The sequence below is a fragment of the Azohydromonas lata genome (assembly GCF_034427735.1).
Classification (GTDB): Bacteria; Pseudomonadota; Gammaproteobacteria; order Burkholderiales; family Burkholderiaceae_C; genus Azohydromonas; species Azohydromonas lata.
The window spans coordinates 23731-37879 of record NZ_JAXOJX010000063.1; the positions used below are offsets into that span (position 1 = coordinate 23731).

Genomic DNA, 14149 nt, shown 5'->3' on the forward strand with positions numbered 1-14149 from the left:
GCTGCTCCCCCATGCGTCAGGAAAGAAAAGGCACCCGCCTCGCGCGATTCAAGCGGCACGCGTGCGGATCACCTTCGTTGGCCGCTTCAGGCCGTGGCCTTGGCCGCCGCGCGGCGCGGCGCGATGCGCAGGCCCACGGCGGCGGCCGACAGCACCCCGGCCAGCAGCGCGAGGGCCGAGCCTTGAAAAATGGCGCCGTTCATGTGGTGGTCCATCAGCCAGCCGAAGATGGGCGCGGCCAGGGTGAAGCCCAGGTCCAGCCCCGAATACACCGTGCCGTAGACGCGCCCCGTGGCCCCCGGCGGCGCGGCGCGCTTGATGAGCATGTCGCGCGAGGGCCCGGCCAGGCCCACGCCCAAGCCGGCCAGCGACACCAGCACCAGCGCCCCCATGCCCGGCACCACGCCCGTGCTCACCAGCAACAGCACCGCCGCCGACACCACCAGGCAGGAGCCGATGATCTTTTCCAGCCGCTCGGCCCGCGCCGCCAGGAAGCCGCCGGCCACCATGCCCAGCGCGCCGCAGAGCATGAAGCCCGTCACCACCAGCGAGGTGCGCGACACGGGCAGCCCCGTCATCTCCTGCAGCGCCGGGCTGGCGAAGCTCTGGATAGCACTGAGCGCGCAGGTCGAGAAGAAGAAAAACGAGAAGCACAGCCACACCGAGGGCAGCTTCAAGAACGCCAGCGGGTGCTCTTCCTTGGCCGGCGCGGCGCCGGGCTTGGCGGCGGCCTTCTCGTGGGCCCACGCGCCCTGCCTGTCGTCGATGGCGTCGCGCTGCCACCACAGCAGCAGCATCACGCTGGCCACCACGCAAGCCGCGCCCACCTCGGCCCAACGCCAGCAGCCGGTCAGCTCCGTCAAGCCCAGCAGGAACACCGGCGAGGCCGCCCAACCCAGGTTGCCGCTGATGCCGTGCACCGAGAAGGCATGCCCAAGCCGCTTGGACGACACGCGCTTGTTGAGGATGGTGAAGTCCACTGGGTGGAAAGGCGCGTTGCCCAGGCCGGCCAGCGCCGCGGCCAGCAGCAGGCCGAAGTAGCTGTGGGCCGAGGCGGCCGTCAGCGCCGCCGCCACGAAGCTGGCCAGCGCCGCGAACAGGATGGGCCGCGCCCCCACCCGGTCCACCAGGAAGCCTGACAGCGCCTGCCCAATGCCGGAGATCGCGAAGAACAGCGTCACCGCCAGGCCCAGCTCCGCGTAGGTGAGGCCGAAGTCGCGGATGAAGAAGGGGAACAGCGGCGGCAGCAGCAGGTGGCAGAAGTGCGAGCTGCCGTGGGCCAGGCCCACCAGCGAGATGGTGCGCACGTCGCTTGGGCGGCGGGCAGCCTCCTCGCCGGACGCCTTGATTTCGGGGCGGGTGGAGTTCATTCATGGGATGGTAAACATCCCAAACAGTGGTGACGGGTGTGGGCAGCATGGGCACGGCCCGTGCTGACCCAATCCGTGGGCTACCATCGCGCCCCGAATTCAATCCCCAACATCCAGGCTGCCCAGACAGCCCCCTCCCCCGATCAAGCCATGAGCCAGGTGCTTTTCGACTACACCCGCCAGGACGCCGCGGGCCAAAGCTGCGTTGCCCATGCCTGGGCCAAGGTGCCCGAGGCACTGACCCCGGCGCAGCGTGACGAGCGCAAGGCGCGCGCCGCGGCGCTGCTCAAGCAGCACAACGCCGTGCTGGTGGCGCACTACTACGTGGACGGCGACCTGCAGGACCTGGCGCTGGAGACCGGCGGCTTCGTGGCCGACTCGCTGGAGATGGCCCGCTTCGGCCGCGACCACGAGAGCCAGACGCTGGTGGTGGCCGGCGTTCGCTTCATGGGAGAGAGCGCCAAGATCCTCTCCCCGCACAAGCGCGTGCTCATGCCCGACCTGGACGCGACCTGCTCGCTGGACCTGGGCTGCCCGGCCGACGACTTCTCGCGCTTCTGCGACGCGCACCCCGACCGCAAGGTCGTGGTCTACGCCAACACCAGCGCCGCCGTGAAGGCCCGCGCCGACTGGATGGTCACCAGCTCCTGCGCGCTGGCCATCGTCGAGCACCTCAAGAGCCAGGGCGAAAAGATCCTGTGGGCGCCGGACCGGCACCTGGGCCGCTACATCCAAGAGCAGACCGGCGCCGACATGCTGATGTGGACGGGCGAATGCATCGTCCACGACGAATTCAAGGGCATAGAGCTGGAGCTGCTGAAGAAGCAGCACCCCGACGCCCTGGTGCTGGTGCACCCCGAGTCGCCCAAGAGCGTGGTGGCGCAGGCCGACGTGGTGGGCTCGACCTCGCAGCTCCTCAAAGCCGTGGTGGAAGGCCCGGAGCAGACCTTCATCGTCGCCACCGACAACGGCATCCTGCACCGCATGCGCCAGTTGGCCCCGGGCAAGACGCTGCTGGAGGCCCCCACCGCCGGCAACAGCGCCACGTGCAAGAGCTGCGCGCACTGCCCCTGGATGGCGATGAACGCGCTGCAGGGTGTGATCGACTGCCTGGAACAGGGCGTGGGCGAAATCACCGTGCCGGAACCCATACGCACCCAGGCCGCCGGCTGCATCGAACGCATGCTGGACTTCGTGGCCAAGAACCCGCACGCGCTGGCGCAGCCGCAGCGGGGGTTCGTGAAGAACATCGGCGCGGCCTGACGGTTTTCACTTCTCCTTGATCGACGCCCGGGCGGCTTGGCTGGTCCGGGCGTTTTTTTATCGGCCCGCCATTTGCCGGGGGCCTGTCGCCCTAAGGCGAGAGAAAACCAAGAGCGAGGAGCCGGCTTGATCAAACGCTTCATCGTCCGCACCCGCCGCCACCCTTCGGCGATTTTGTTGATCGTGCAGATATTGGGCGTGCTGCTGGGCCCGTTCATCGAGGAGGCGCGCTACAGCCACGCGGTCTTCAACATATTCGGCATCGTGGTGCTGATACTCACCACGCGCATGGTGCGGCGCACGCCGGGGCTGACGTGGGTCAGCGTCACGATAGCCCTGCCCGTCATCGTCCTGCTGGTATTGCAGGTCACGCATGACATGCCGTTCTTGTTGCCCTGGTCCTCGGCGCTGGAAGCCGGCTTTTATTTTTATGCCGCCGGCAGCCTCATCGCCTACATGATGGCCGACCAGCGCACGACCGTGGACGAGTTATTCGCCTCGGCCGCCACCTTCACACTTTTCGTTTGGGCCTTCACGCATTTGTTCGTGCTGGTGCAGGCGCTGCAGCCGCATGCGTTTTCAGCCGACCTGGCGTCCGTCGCCAAAACCTGGTCGGAATTGAACCACTTGAGTTTCGCCCTCATGTCCAGCACCGGCATGGGCGCCGTGGTGGCAGTATCCGCCCATGCACGCGCCATTGCCAGTGTGGAAATGATGACGGGGGTGATGTACCTCGCTACCGTGGTGGCGAGGCTGATCGGGTTCACGATTCAGCCCAAAAATCCGCGCTGAATTGCAAACCCCGTTTTCAGAAGCAGGGTGCCGTCTCGAACTTGCCCGGGATGAGGCCGGGAATTTCGCGCAGCGAGGTCATGCTCTTTTCATCGACCAGGCCCATGAGCTGACGCGTGCCTATGGCGTAGGCATATTGCAGCGTGCCGGCCGGAATGATGACTGCGCGGCCCTGCTTCACATGCTCGGGATTGGTGGCGACGAAGCACTGCGGCTTTTGTCCGCTGGTGGTGGCACCGGCCGCCGCGGAATGGCGGCTGGGCTGGTTATGGGCATCCAGCGCGCGCACCGTCCAGGTGTAGCCGGTGCCGAAGGCCAACTCCGACTCCGTGAAATCCGAATTCGGTGCCAGCGTGGTTTTGACCAGGCCGCCGTTGCGATACACCTCGTATTTGCGCGCACCGGGGACGGCACTCCAGGCAATGCGGACGCGAGTATTTCCCAGCACGCTGGCCGTGACGCCGGCCGGCGCGGCCAGCGTGGACAGCGGCTTGCCGCTGATCAAATGGTCCACCATGGTCTTGACGGCATTCACCTGCAAGCCGGCCTTGGTGGCGTAATTGGACTTGTCGGTATAGCCGAACCAGTCCCAGCAGCCGTTGTATTCCGTGATGCGCGTTTGCGGGAACAGCACCACCATGTTGTTCGTGTCCGCCCAGCGCACGTAGTTCGTGCCCAGCACATATTGCGGGCCGATCTGCGATGCATTCTGGTGACAGCCATGGAACACCACGTGCAGCCTGCACGATTCGCCATTGGCGCAATCCGCGGGCACGTAGGCAAAACCGGAGTCGGCCATATGGCCCAGGTGGGCGCGCGTGCGCTGGGCACCGATTTCGTTCTGGTCGAATTCCACCACGCTGCCCGTGAGCGGGCCGTCGTTGCGCGGATTCAGTTTTCCGTAAATATGCGTGAGCAGGTTGCCGGCCAGGTCTATGCCGCACTTGACGATATAGGGCGGCACGCTCAGGGGGCAGGATTCATCCTCCCCGTCCAGCACCATGGCGTGGCCGGCCTGGGACCCGTTGTTCAATACCAGCGGGGCCCGCGTCACGAAATGCCTGTAGAAACTCTCCAGATCCTTCATGACGGCCGGCTTGACCGTGTTGTCATGCTGGCCGGAGAACATATAGACCGGGCTGGATTGCAAATGGGCCAGCGGGTCCAGTTTGCCGGCAGCAGCCCAGGCTTGCGCGTTCTTGACCAGATGGTCCAGCGGGATGGGCGCGCTGGCACTCATGCAACGGCCCAGCGCGTTATTGACGTCCCCTTCCGCGCAGAACAGCGGCCCGCCGGCCACCACGCCGGCACCGCGCCTGAACGTGGCGGAATGGGCAAAATGCATTTGCACCGCCATATAGGCACCGGACGACAAACCGGACACCGAGATTTCGTTCTTGTCCACGTTGAGCGCCGGCAATTGCGTGCGCTGGGCCCAGGTAGAGGAAACGCAAACCAGCGCCGCGATGGACGCCATGGTTTTCAATTTTTTCAAGATTCTTCCCTGTATTTCATTAATTCATATGCCGGCAAACCGTCTCCACTGTGCCGATGGCACCGGGGAAAGACGACGGCAAGGCCATGCTGCTGCTCAACCACGCAACCACGTTGTGCGTTGGTATGGCAAAACTAGGCAATGCAAATGACAGGGGGCTTACAGGAAATGGGGAGCGCCATTTCGCTCCGCTTGAATCATGAAGCCGGTACTGGCCGCCTCAGGCAATTTCATCAAATTTCAACAAAATCGGCCGGGACTGCTCTTCTTTGCCGCCGCCATCAATTTTCCTGGCGTGCATGCCGCTGCGCGCTTTCACCTTCCAAAGGAAGATTTGCCCATTGCGACCCGAATTTCTCAATTCCTGGCGCATGCGGTCGAACTCGGTTTCCGCCTGGTCGGGTGTTTTAAAGGCGTATTGAAGGCCGCCGTGGCCGGACGGCGCGCTGACCTCCACGACATACCAATCGCGCAACGGCTTCATCAGCCAGAAGCACAGGCCGGCCAGCACGATGATGAGCAGCAATTCCACGGGACGTTTCCTCAATGCGTTGGGCCGTGCACGGATGCTGCGGGCGCTTCAGGCACCCTGGCAGGCAACCTGACCTTGACCAGTTTGCCGCTGGGCGAAAGCACGAAGCTCACGTCCGCGGCGCGGCTGCTGTGAACGGCATCCTTTGGAAACGTCACCAGGCCCGGGCGCACAAGCTGGAATGCACATAGCGCCAACTGCAAAAATTCGGGCCATCGTGTACTGCCGACTGCGTGAGCTACATCAGGCAATATCGGCAGTTTATGGACAAAACTTGAGGACTTTTTCAAGCCTTGATATTGAGACCCAAAGCCCGATACAAGAGCTCCATATTGGAATTGCAATGCGAGACGTCTTGATGGCTGGTATCCACGAACAGAATGTCAAACTGATTGCACTGATCGCGCAAATCCCGGCTCAAGTCTATCCACCGGTTGATCTGCTTGAGCAGCTTTTCGTCCTCATCAACTTCCCCGCCTTCCTGCGAGGACGCGGCAGCATAAGCCTTGAGCTGCTGCAGCTTTTCCTGCGGATCGGCCTCGGGATAACCAAAGAATACCGCCGAAGTATTGGCCGCCAATTGGGACACGTCCTTGGGCCTGATGAAATGCCCTTCAACGATGTGGCTGCCGCGGCCAGCCATGCCGGCGTGGTGCAGGTATCGGTTCAGGAAGGGAATGAAAGCTTCGCACAGCTCGTCGAAGCTTTTGCCCTTTTGGGCCACTGCCGTTTCAGGGAAACAGTCGCGCAGCGCCAGAATGAGGCTGTCCGTACCCAGATAGGGAAAACCAGTGCGGCGGGACAAGGCATCCGCCACCAGCGTTTTGCCGGTGCGCATCGCGCCACCGATGATGATGTTCATGAATATCTCCTGGCCCTTTCAGGCCGCGGCCTGCCGCCTGTTTTCAGCATCACCGGCCCAGCTTAGCGCCTGGGCCGGCCGCCTGATTGATAAGGATCACTTGCGGCGGTGATCGCCAATCAGCACCGTCGGGAAACTGACCGGCAGGGTATAAGGATAATCCCGCGAGAAATGCAGGCCGCGAGATTCGTGGCGCTTGAGGGCCGAGCGCACAATCAATTCGGCACATTCCACGAGGTTGCGCAATTCGAGCAGGTCGCGCGTGACGCGGAAATGGGCGTAATACTCGTCGATTTCGCTGCGCAGCAAATGGATGCGGTGCAGCGCGCGCTCCAGGCGCTTATTGGTCCGGACGATGCCCACGTAATTCCACATCACCAGGCGCAATTCATCCCAGTTGTGGCTGATGACGACCTGCTCATCGGCGTTTTCCACCTGGCTTTCGTCCCAGGCGGGCAGCGCGGGCAGGGTTTCCGGCGCGTCCTGCTCGATGCGCTCGGCGCAGGTGCGGCCCACCACCACGCACTCCAGCAGCGAGTTGCTGGCCAGGCGGTTGGCGCCGTGCAGGCCGGTGTAGGTGGTCTCGCCCACGGCGAAGAGGCCGGGCATGTCGGTGCGGCCGTCCAGGTCCGTGACCACGCCGCCGCAGGTGTAGTGCGCGGCGGGCACCACGGGGATGGGCTGCCGGGTGATGTCTATGCCCAGGCTCAGCAGCCGGGCGTAGATGGTCGGGAAGTGCTCCTTGAGGAAGCTCTCGCCCAGGTGCGTGGCGTCCAGCCAGACGTGGTCCAGGCCGTGCTTCTTCATCTCGAAGTCGATGGCGCGGGCCACCACGTCGCGCGGCGCCAGCTCCAGCCGCGGGTCGTGCGCCGCCATGAAGCGGGTGCCGTCGGGCAGCTTCAGGTGTCCGCCCTCCCCGCGCAGCGCCTCGGTGATGAGGAAGGTGCGGTCCTGCGGGTGGTACAGGCAGGTCGGGTGGAACTGGATGAACTCCATGTTCCCCACGCGGCAGCCCGCGCGCCAGGCCATGGCGATGCCGTCGCCCGTGGCCGTCTCGGGGTTGCTGGTGTAGCGATAGACCTTGCCCACGCCGCCGGTGGCCAGCACCACGGCGGAGGCCTGCAGCGTCTCCACGCGCTGCGTGTCGATGTCCAGGGCATAGATGCCGTAGCAGCGGGCGGGCTCGTCGCGCTTGAGGTGGCGCGAGGTGATGAGGTCCAGCGCCATCCAGCGCTCGCGCACGGTGATGTTGGGATGCTTGCGGATCTGGGCCAGCAGCGCGTCGTGTATGGCCTGTCCCGTGGCGTCGGCCGCGTGGGCGATGCGGCGCACGGCGTGGCCGCCTTCGCGCGTGAGGTGCAGGCCCAGCGGGCCTTCGGGGTCCGGCGAGAAGGGCACGCCCTGCTGGACCAGCCATTCGACGGCGCGGGCGCTGTTCTCGGCGATGAAGCGGGCGGTGTGCTCGTCCACCAGGCCGGCGCCGGCTTCCTGGGTGTCGTGCACGTGGCTCTCGATGCTGTCGTCCTTGCCCAGCACGCCGACGATGCCGCCCTGCGCCCACGCGGTGGCGGCTTCATGGATGTCGCGCTTGGCCAGCACCACTACCGGGCGCGTTTGCGCCAGGTGCAGCGCCACCGCCAGCCCGGCCAGGCCGGCGCCCACGATGACGACGGGAGCGGACGGGGCATCGAAAGAGGTGTTCATCACGCACTGCGGGTGTTGCAAAGAGGGTCGATTCTACGAAGCGCCCCGGGGGTGGCCGTCAGCACAACCCACAGCAAATGCTTCGTGGAGAGGCGACGGCCAAGCGCCGCGCAAGAAAAAGGGCCGGTTGCCCGGCCCTTCCCTGTCGGCGTCGGCGCGCTGCCTCAGTGCACCGTGCGCCCAAAGCTGAACTCGCCCGCCTCGTTCACGTCCACCGGGATCACGTCCTTGGGGCCGAAGCGGCCTTCCAGGATGAGCTTGGCCACCGGGTTCTCGATGCGGCTCTGGATGGCGCGCTTGAGCGGCCGCGCGCCGAACACCGGATCGAACCCCGCCTTGGCCACCTCGCCCAGCGCTGCGGGCGAAACATCCAGCCGCATGTCCATCCGCTCCAGCCGCTGCTCCAGCGCCTTGAGCTGGATCTTCGCAATCGACTCGATGTGCTTCTGGTCCAGCGCGTGGAACACCACCGTCTCGTCGATACGGTTGAGGAACTCCGGCCGGAAGTGCGTCTTCACCTCCGCCCACACCGCCTCGCGGATCAACGCCGGGTCCTGCCCCGCCATCTGCATGATCAGGTGCGAGCCCAGATTGCTGGTCATCACGATCACGGCGTTCTTGAAGTCCACGGTGCGGCCCTGGCCGTCGGTGAGGCGGCCATCGTCGAGCACCTGCAGCAGCACGTTGAACACGTCCGGGTGCGCCTTCTCCACCTCGTCCAGCAGGATCACGGAGTACGGCTTGCGGCGCACGGCCTCCGTGAGGTAGCCGCCCTCGTCATAGCCCACGTAGCCCGGCGGCGCGCCGATGAGGCGGCTCACGGAGTGCTTCTCCATGAACTCGCTCATGTCGATGCGCACCATGTGGTCGGCGCTGTCGAATAGGAAGGTGGCCAGCGCCTTGCACAGCTCGGTCTTGCCCACGCCGGTGGGGCCCAGGAAGAGAAAACTGCCCAGCGGCCGGTTGGGGTCCGAGAGGCCCGCGCGCGAGCGGCGGATGGCGTCCGCCACGGCGCGGATGGCCTCGTCCTGGCCCACCACGCGCTCGTGCAGCTTGTCTTCCATTTGCAGCAGCTTGTCGCGCTCGCCCTGCATGAGCTTGGAGACGGGGATGCCCGTGGCGCGGGCCACCACGTCCGCGATCTCCTCGGCGCCCACCATGGTGCGCAGCAGCTTGGGGCCGGAGCCGGCGGCCTTGCCGGCCTCCTTGGCCTGCGCGTCCGACAAGCGCTTTTCCAGCTCCGGCAGCTTGCCGTACTGCAGCTCGGCCACCTTGTTGAAGTCGCCCTTGCGCTTGAGCTCCTCGATCTGGAAGCGGATCTTGTCGATCTCCTCCTTGACCTGCGCCGAGCCCTGGGCGGTGGCCTTCTCGGCCTTCCACAGCTCTTCGAGGTCGGCGTACTCGCGCTCCAGGCGGGAAATCTCGTCCTCGATCAGGCCCAGGCGGCGCTGCGAGGCCTCGTCCTTTTCCTTCTTGACGGCCTCGCGCTCGATCTTGAGCTGGATGAGGCGGCGGTCCAGCCGGTCCATGGCCTCGGGCTTGGAGTCGATCTCGATCTTGATCTTGGCCGCGGCCTCGTCGATGAGGTCGATGGCCTTGTCCGGCAGGAAGCGGTCGGTGATGTAGCGGTGCGAGAGCTCGGCCGCGGCGACGATGGCCGGGTCGGTGATCTCCACGCCGTGGTGCACCTCGTACTTCTCCTGCAGGCCGCGCAGGATGGCGATCGTCGCCTCCACCGACGGTTCCTCCACCAGCACCTTCTGGAAGCGGCGCTCCAGGGCGGCGTCCTTCTCGATGTACTTGCGGTACTCGTCCAGCGTGGTGGCGCCTATGCAATGCAGCTCGCCGCGGGCCAGCGCCGGCTTGAGCATGTTGCCGGCGTCGATGGCGCCCTCGGCCTTGCCCGCGCCCACCATGGTGTGCAGCTCGTCGATGAACAGGATGATGCGGCCCTCGTCGGCGGCGACTTCCTTGAGCACGGCCTTCAGGCGCTCCTCGAACTCGCCGCGGTACTTGGCGCCGGCCAGCAGCCCGGCCATGTCCAGCACCAGCACGCGCTTGTCGCGCAGGGAGTCCGGCACCTCGCCGCTGACGATGCGCTGCGCCAGCCCTTCCACAATGGCCGTCTTGCCCACGCCGGGCTCGCCGATGAGCACGGGGTTGTTCTTGCTGCGGCGCTGCAGCACTTGGATGGCGCGGCGGATCTCGTCATCGCGGCCGATCACCGGGTCGAGCTTGCCCTGGCGGGCGCGGTCGGTGAGGTCCAGCGTGTATTTCTTGAGCGCCTCGCGCTGGCCTTCGGCCTCGGCGGAGTCCACCTTGGCGCCGCCGCGCACGGCGTCGATCGCGGCCTCCAGCGACTTGCGCGTGAGGCCATGGCCGCGAACGATGGCGCCCAGGTCCGTCTTGGAGTCCGAGAGCGCCAGCAGGAACATTTCGCTGGCGATGAACTGGTCGCCGCGCTTGCTGGCTTCCTTCTCCGCGGACTGCAGCAGCGAGACGAGGTCGCGCCCGGGCTGCACCTGGCCGCCGCCGCCCTGCACCTGCGGCAGGTTGCGCATGGCGGTGTCCATGGCGGTCTTGAGCCCGGCCGTGTTGGCACCGGCGCGGTCCAGCAGCGCCTTGGGGCCATCCGGCTGCGCCAGCATCGCCGCCAGCAGGTGGGCGGGCTCGATGTAGGGGTTGTCCTGGGTGACGGCCAGGCTCTGCGCCTCGGCCAGGGCTTGCTGGAAAGCGGTGGTGAGCTTGTCGATTCGCATGGAATGAATCCTCCGTTGCGCAACGAGGTTGGGCGGCGTGGAGCGATTTCAAGGCCGGCGCCAGGGTTTCACGCAGCGCGGTTTGCGATGGAACCAGCGGCACGGCGCGTGCCGTCCGGGGCCTTCCTGCCGGCTTCAGCCGTCTATCGCTTCCTCGTCCTCGCCGGCCCAGTACAGGCTGTCGCGGCCGAGCTGGTCCAGGCAGAGCTCGGCCGTCCACGGCAGCATCACGGCCCCGCAGCGCGCGTCGCGCAGCAGCCGCTCCAGCGGCAGGTTCTTGGTGAGCGCCTGGCCGCCGCAGGTGCGCAGCGCGAGCTGGCAGATCTCGGCCGACTGCTCCACCACCGTGTGCTGCGCCGCGAGCAGGCGCAGCCGGGCGTGGCGGTCGGGGTCCGGCCCGGCTTCGGCCAGGCACGCCAGCAGCAGCGCGCGCATCTGCTCCAGCTTCAGCCGCATCTGCGCCACGGCGAACTGCTTGGTGGGGTACATGCGCCGCTGCACCGGCGGCAGCCCCGGCACCTCGCCGCACAGGTAGCGCACGGTGAAGTCGTGCGCGGCCTGCGCCAGGCCGAGATACGGCGGGCTGGTCATCAAAAACATCGCCGGCCAGCGGGCGGCGGCCTGGCAGTACAGGCCCTCGGGCAGCACCCGGTCGCCATCCGGGACGAACACGTCGTGGAACTCCAGCGTGCGGCTGACAGTGCCGCGCATGCCCAGCGGGTTCCACTCGCCGCTCACGCGCAAGCCCGGCGCGTCGCTGGGCACGGCCAGGAAGAGCGCATCGGCCTGCGTCGCGGCCGGACGCTGCAGCGTGCACAGCAGGCCGTGCACGTCGGCCTCGCCGGCCATGGAGGCGAACACCTTGCGGCCGCTGACCACGTAGCCGCCCTCCACGCGCCGCGCCACGGTGGACCACGGCGCCTTGCCGGCGTCGGCCGCGCCGCCTTCGGAAATGGTCTGCGCCCACACCTGGCCCTCGCGGGCGATGGCCGACTCGTGCCGCGCGCGCGCCGCCTCGTGCACGGCGCGCTGGGCGCCGGTCATGGACAGGGAGTCCCCCACCAGCCCGCTCCAGAGCGTGTTGCTCACGTGCAAGCTGAAGCACAGCGCCGTGGCGCCGCACCAGCGGCCTAGCTCGGCCGCGACCAGGCCGCAACCCAGCAGGTCGGCCCCAGCGCCGCCGTGGCGCGGGTCCACGGCCAGCGAGAGCAGCCCGGCCGCATGCAAGTCGCGGAAGTTCTCGCGCGGGAAGCTGGCCTGCGCGTCGTGCGCGGGCGCGCGGGCCGCGAAGCGCGGGCCCAGCTCGGCCGCCTGCGCCACCCAGGCGCGCTGCGCCGGGGTCAGGCGCGAGGCATCGCCCGCGATGTGCGCGTCATCAGCCGCGCTGCGTGATGTATCCATCTTCGACCTCCTCCACGCCGCGCCTGCTGCAGGAGGCGCCGCATCAAAGAATCTCGCCCAACAGGTGGTAGCGCCCGCCGTGGAACAGCAGCGGCGGCAGCACCGCGTCAGCCAGCCGCAGCACGCGGCCGACGAAGAGCACATGGTCGCCCGCCTCCTGGGCCGACACGCGCTCGCACTCGAACACCGCCGTGCTGCCGCCCAGCACCGGCGCGCCGCCCAGGCCGTCGCTCCACTGGCCGGCGCCGAACTTGTCCGGCTCCTTGCCGCTGGAGAAGCGGCGCGAGAGGTCGATCTGCGCCTCGGCCAGCACGTTGATGGCGAAGTGGGCGCTGTGCTGGAAGGCCGCGAGGCTGGCGCTGGCCTGGCGCAGCGACCACAGCACCAGCGGCGGCTCCAGCGACAGCGCGCTGAAGGAGTTGGCGGTGAGGCCCACGCGCTCGCCGTTGGCCGGATCGACGCAGGTGATGATGGCCACGCCCGTGGCGAAGCGCCCAAGCGCGCCGCGCAGCGCCTGCGGCGTGATGTCCACGGCGCCGGCGATTTCAACCGCCAGCGGCGTGCCGGGCAGCTCGGCGGCAGCGGTGGCGGCTGCCGGCACGGACGGGACAGCGGGCGCCGCGGCGGCGTCGGCCACCGGGGTCGTGGAGGAGTTGGCGGATGCAGTCATGGATCTCAGGCCTTCACCATCCAGCGCGCCAGCGTGTGGCCCAGGGCCGTGCAGGCCAGCGCGCCCATCACATGGGCGAAGGAATGCAAGGCGGCCATGCCCAGCCGCCCGGCCAGTAGCAGCGACAGCGACTCGGCCGAGAAGGCGGAAAACGTGGTGAAGCCGCCCAGGAAGCCGGTGACCAGCAGCAGCCGCGCCATCTCGTTGGGCGCGCGGGCGAACACGGCCAGCGACACGCCTATGAGCAGCCCGCCCAAGCAGTTCACCGCCAGCGTGCCCAGCGCGAAGCCGGACCAGGCGTTGTTGAGCCAGAGCGACGTGAGCCAGCGCGCCACCGCGCCCGCGGCCGCGCCGACTGCGACGGCCAGCACCTGGGCCAGGGAGATCGCGGGGAAGACCATCGGTGCGCCGGCCCCGCCTCAGGCCGCCGCGGCGTTGCCGGCGCTGATGCCCCAGCGCGCGAGCGCCTGGTCGTCGCTGACGCGGGCATCGACCCAGCGCGCGCCCGCGGGCGTGTGCTCCTTCTTCCAGAACGGGGCCTGGGTCTTGAGGTAGTCCATGAGGAACTCGCAGGCCTGGAAGGCCTGGCCGCGGTGGGCGGACGTGACGGCCACGAACACGATCTGGTCCAGCGGTTGAAGCGCGCCCACGCGGTGGATGACGCGCGCGGCGCGGATGTCGAAGCGCCTGAAGGCTTCATCGACCATGGCTTCTATGGAGTTTTCGGTCATGCCGGGGTAGTGCTCCAGCTCCATGAGGCTCACGCCCGCGCCGTCGCTGACCTCGCGCACCGTGCCCACGAAGCTGACCACCGCGCCCACGCCGGGGTCGCCCTCGCGCAGGCGCTGGACCTCGGCGCCGAGGTCGAAGTCTTCGGTCTGGATCAGGACGCGGGGCGTGGTGCTGCTGTTGGAAGCCATGGCGGGATTGTCGCACCGCGTTTTAGGGGGTGACTGGGCGAAAAGCGGCAAACGGCAGCCCTGCGGCGACAGTGCGGCGGTGGCCTGGCCCGCCGCCTGGCGGCGGTTGTTGCGCGGCCAGTTCCCTACTCCACGCCTTCCCGCGGCTGCCGGCACAGCGCGTGGCTGCGCCAGGCGTCCTTGGCGCACTGCTCGCGCATGCAGCGCTCCAGCGCCGACTTCGCCTGCGACACGCAGGCCGCCAGCGGCGTGGGCGGCAGGCTCGCCAGCAGCGTGTCCGGCGCGGCACCGGCCTGCGCCGGGGCGGCGTCGCCACCACGGCCCCCCTCCGGCTCACGGTGCGGCGGCACGCGGTGCGGCTGGGCACCGGCGGCCTGCCGG

At 67.6% G+C, this 14149-nt stretch carries 13 protein-coding genes; 2 read left to right on the plus strand and 11 right to left on the minus strand.

The window, feature by feature from the left end; all coding sequences use genetic code 11:
* Window positions 1-86: 86 nt before the first annotated feature.
* Window positions 87-1370 (minus strand): MFS transporter, encoded by a 1284-nt coding sequence (locus tag SM757_RS27080; protein ID WP_322467765.1) that lies wholly within the window; start codon window positions 1368-1370, stop codon window positions 87-89.
* A 150-nt stretch (window positions 1371-1520) separates the two neighbouring features.
* Here SM757_RS27080 and nadA point away from each other — a divergent pair, with 150 nt between their 5' ends.
* Together nadA and SM757_RS27090 are read left to right on the plus strand one after the other, a co-directional pair.
* A complete protein-coding gene (gene nadA / locus SM757_RS27085) occupies window positions 1521-2633 on the plus strand; it encodes a quinolinate synthase NadA (protein WP_066335290.1) in 1113 nt (370 codons plus the stop codon).
* A gap of 36 nt (window positions 2634-2669) precedes the next feature.
* Complete coding sequence (locus tag SM757_RS27090) at window positions 2670-3425, plus strand: two pore domain potassium channel family protein (RefSeq protein WP_322467766.1); 756 nt, start codon at window positions 2670-2672, stop codon at window positions 3423-3425.
* Window positions 3426-3441: 16 nt separating this feature from the next.
* On the opposite strand, the gene SM757_RS27095 is transcribed toward SM757_RS27090, so the two are convergent.
* The 10 genes from SM757_RS27095 to SM757_RS27140 all read right to left on the minus strand — a co-directional run.
* The gene (locus tag SM757_RS27095) at window positions 3442-4920 is read right to left on the minus strand and encodes an extracellular catalytic domain type 2 short-chain-length polyhydroxyalkanoate depolymerase (RefSeq protein ID WP_322467767.1); all 1479 of its coding nucleotides are present in this window, start codon (window positions 4918-4920) and stop codon (window positions 3442-3444) included.
* A gap of 220 nt (window positions 4921-5140) precedes the next feature.
* Window positions 5141-5452, minus strand: coding sequence for a hypothetical protein (locus SM757_RS27100; RefSeq protein WP_322467768.1), 312 nt, complete (start codon window positions 5450-5452; stop codon window positions 5141-5143).
* Window positions 5453-5738: 286 nt separating this feature from the next.
* Entirely contained in the window at window positions 5739-6314 is a 576-nt protein-coding gene (locus tag SM757_RS27105) for a hypothetical protein (RefSeq protein ID WP_322467769.1), read from the minus strand.
* Between the two features lie 96 nt (window positions 6315-6410).
* Complete coding sequence (nadB, locus tag SM757_RS27110) at window positions 6411-8018, minus strand: L-aspartate oxidase (protein WP_066335284.1); 1608 nt, start codon at window positions 8016-8018, stop codon at window positions 6411-6413.
* 164 nt (window positions 8019-8182) lie between these two features.
* Window positions 8183-10777, minus strand: coding sequence for an ATP-dependent chaperone ClpB (gene clpB, locus SM757_RS27115; protein ID WP_322467770.1), 2595 nt, complete (start codon window positions 10775-10777; stop codon window positions 8183-8185).
* A 135-nt stretch (window positions 10778-10912) separates the two neighbouring features.
* Window positions 10913-12178, minus strand: a complete 1266-nt coding sequence (locus SM757_RS27120) for an acyl-CoA dehydrogenase family protein (RefSeq protein WP_322467771.1) — start codon at window positions 12176-12178, stop codon at window positions 10913-10915.
* Window positions 12179-12221: 43 nt separating this feature from the next.
* The gene (locus SM757_RS27125; protein WP_322467772.1) at window positions 12222-12848 is read right to left on the minus strand and encodes a flavin reductase family protein; all 627 of its coding nucleotides are present in this window, start codon (window positions 12846-12848) and stop codon (window positions 12222-12224) included.
* A gap of 5 nt (window positions 12849-12853) precedes the next feature.
* The gene (crcB, locus tag SM757_RS27130; protein WP_322467773.1) at window positions 12854-13249 is read right to left on the minus strand and encodes a fluoride efflux transporter CrcB; all 396 of its coding nucleotides are present in this window, start codon (window positions 13247-13249) and stop codon (window positions 12854-12856) included.
* An 18-nt stretch (window positions 13250-13267) separates the two neighbouring features.
* Window positions 13268-13768 carry a molybdenum cofactor biosynthesis protein MoaE gene (locus tag SM757_RS27135; RefSeq protein ID WP_322467774.1) on the minus strand — a complete coding sequence of 167 codons (501 nt, stop codon included), beginning with the start codon at window positions 13766-13768 and terminating at the stop codon, window positions 13268-13270.
* 125 nt (window positions 13769-13893) lie between these two features.
* Window positions 13894-14149 (minus strand): hypothetical protein (locus SM757_RS27140; protein WP_322467775.1); only part of this gene is annotated, 256 nt, incomplete at its 5' end.

Coding starts and splice junctions, on each gene's coding strand:
- SM757_RS27080 (WP_322467765.1), bottom strand. CDS start 1,370: ATGAACTCCACCCGCCCCGAAATCAAGGCGTCCGGCGAGGAGGCTGCC.
- nadA (WP_066335290.1), top strand. CDS start 1,521: ATGAGCCAGGTGCTTTTCGACTACACCCGCCAGGACGCCGCGGGCCAA.
- SM757_RS27105 (WP_322467769.1), bottom strand. CDS start 6,314: ATGAACATCATCATCGGTGGCGCGATGCGCACCGGCAAAACGCTGGTG.
- nadB (WP_066335284.1), bottom strand. CDS start 8,018: ATGAACACCTCTTTCGATGCCCCGTCCGCTCCCGTCGTCATCGTGGGC.
- clpB (WP_322467770.1), bottom strand. CDS start 10,777: ATGCGAATCGACAAGCTCACCACCGCTTTCCAGCAAGCCCTGGCCGAG.
- SM757_RS27120 (WP_322467771.1), bottom strand. CDS start 12,178: ATGGATACATCACGCAGCGCGGCTGATGACGCGCACATCGCGGGCGAT.
- SM757_RS27125 (WP_322467772.1), bottom strand. CDS start 12,848: ATGACTGCATCCGCCAACTCCTCCACGACCCCGGTGGCCGACGCCGCC.
- crcB (WP_322467773.1), bottom strand. CDS start 13,249: ATGGTCTTCCCCGCGATCTCCCTGGCCCAGGTGCTGGCCGTCGCAGTC.
- SM757_RS27135 (WP_322467774.1), bottom strand. CDS start 13,768: ATGGCTTCCAACAGCAGCACCACGCCCCGCGTCCTGATCCAGACCGAA.